This is a genomic window from Acinetobacter sp. UBA1496 (assembly GCF_002324975.1).
Taxonomy (GTDB): domain Bacteria; phylum Pseudomonadota; class Gammaproteobacteria; order Pseudomonadales; family Moraxellaceae; genus Acinetobacter; species Acinetobacter variabilis.
This window is the reverse complement of record NZ_DCRI01000120.1, coordinates 1-1,888: the sequence shown is the minus strand read 5'-3', so window position 1 is coordinate 1,888 and position 1,888 is coordinate 1. Positions and strand designations below refer to the sequence as shown.

The window sequence follows — 1,888 nt, the reverse complement described above, 5'->3', positions numbered from 1 at the left end:
ATATGCTTTTCTTGGCAAAAGCAGAACATGGCCTAAAATTACAGAACTTACAGAATATTGACCTGGTTAAAGAAGTTACAGCCTTATTTGATTTCTATGATGCGCTAGCTGCCGAAAAAAATATGACGCTTCAACAAACAGGATCTGGAAATGTCAAAGGTGATCCTGCTATGTTACGTCGAGCACTCAGCAATCTATTATCTAATGCAGTTAAATATGGAAATAAGAATTCTACAATACGCATAAAACTTCAACAGAATTTAGATAACACAATATTTTCAATTGAAAATGAAGGCCCTGAAATCTCTCCTGAACAACTATCCAGGTTATTTGATCGATTTTATCGAACAGATGCATCTAGACAAAGAACAGAAGAAGGAACCGGCTTAGGGCTCGCGATAACAAAATCTATTCTTGATATGCTTGGGGCGACCATCCAGGCTGAATCCCTCAATGGTCGAATCATTTTTACCATTGTTTTTCAAAGTGAATCCATGCAAGGGGAATCATTTTAACTCATTTTTTGAACATCTTCCATTTACCCGAGTTGACCTTACATAAAGCTCAAACTGAGAGCCAGAGCTACGCCAGCACCTATCATGGCAATTGTGTAGCCAAATATGATAGCTCGGCCAAACTGTGCCCCCCCCTGTCATCCATGCAATTGTCGCTTTGCTTAACATGTTGCTCAGTGTGGCTAGCCCTAGCGCGACAGCAGCCACATTTGTTGTTAAGCCTTCAGTACTATGCAGGCGGGCAAGTGAGACTAAAATAGCATCTACGTCTGCTAGCCCAGAAATAGTCGATAATACGAAGATGCCGCTGGTGCCCAACCATTGTTTTGCTGCCGGGACCAAGACTGCCATGACAGCCAGGAAAGCAGCGAAGCTGAATGCTGTCCCAAGATCAAAAGGAGCCATTGCTTCTATTGTTCGATCGTTGTTTTCAGCGCTGGTAATTTGGCGTTGTCTCCACAATGCCATACCCAGCAGAAGGATTCCCGCAATCATCATTGCACCACCAAAAGTGCTTAGCAATGCTGGCTCAATGACGCCTATCAGCACAACCATACGAAAAAACATGATGCCACAGGCAGCCAATGTTCCAGAAATAGCAGCACTGACCATGACGGGGTGCTGGCGTGTATAGCGTGCCAGTGCGACAGTTGCAGCTGTAGACGATGCCAAACCACCCAATAGACCTGTCCAGAATATGCCTCTTTCTGAACCGGTAAGCCGCATGGCAAAATGACCTGCCAGAGAGAGTCCGGCAATCAGGATCACTGCCCACCATAACTGGTAAGGATTTAATGCAGCAAAAGGTCCCAGACCCGTATTGGGTAAGTAGGGTAATATAACGACAGAAAGTACCAGCAACTGCAGGGATGCGGTTAATTCACGATGCTCTATCAAGCGTAGCCAACCGTGTAAGGTTGGCTTGAGATCCAAAAATACAGCGACGATTACAGCCGCGGTTAATGCTAAAGTAACATTGCCATGGGATGCATATGCACCTAAAACTAATGTCAACAGCATCGCAATAATTGTGGTAGCACTTAAATTACCGGAAATTTTTGCGGTACGAGCATAGGACACTGTTAGTAATAAGGAAAGCCCTAATACGGCCGCAACTAGCGGCCAAGCTCCGAAGTTTGGTTGTAAATGACCGAGCATTCCTCCGAGCAATCCTGTCAATGTGAAGGTACGTAGACCTGCTACTCGGCTGCCTTCTGGCAGTTCTCGATCCTGCCATCCTCGTTCTAAACCAATGAGCAGGCCGATGGCGAGTGCTGCAACCAGCCCTGATACATCTGGTGGAAGAAAGGAACTCTCTATCATAACTTTTTATTTCGCAGGCGAAGGGCATTGGTGATGACTGAAGCTGAACT

1 protein-coding gene and 1 pseudogene are annotated in these 1,888 nt (G+C 45.3%); one reads left to right on the top strand and one right to left on the bottom strand.

Going from position 1 to position 1,888, the window contains the following annotated elements:
- Nucleotides 1–515 (top strand): ATP-binding protein (locus tag B3143_RS15155; protein WP_286741151.1); only part of this gene is annotated, 515 nt, incomplete at its 5' end.
- A 38-nt stretch (nt 516–553) separates the two neighbouring features.
- On the opposite strand, the pseudogene B3143_RS15150 reads toward B3143_RS15155, so the two are convergent.
- Nucleotides 554–1,838 (bottom strand): annotated as a pseudogene (locus B3143_RS15150) (MgtC/SapB family protein).
- Nucleotides 1,839–1,888: the final 50 nt, after the last annotated feature.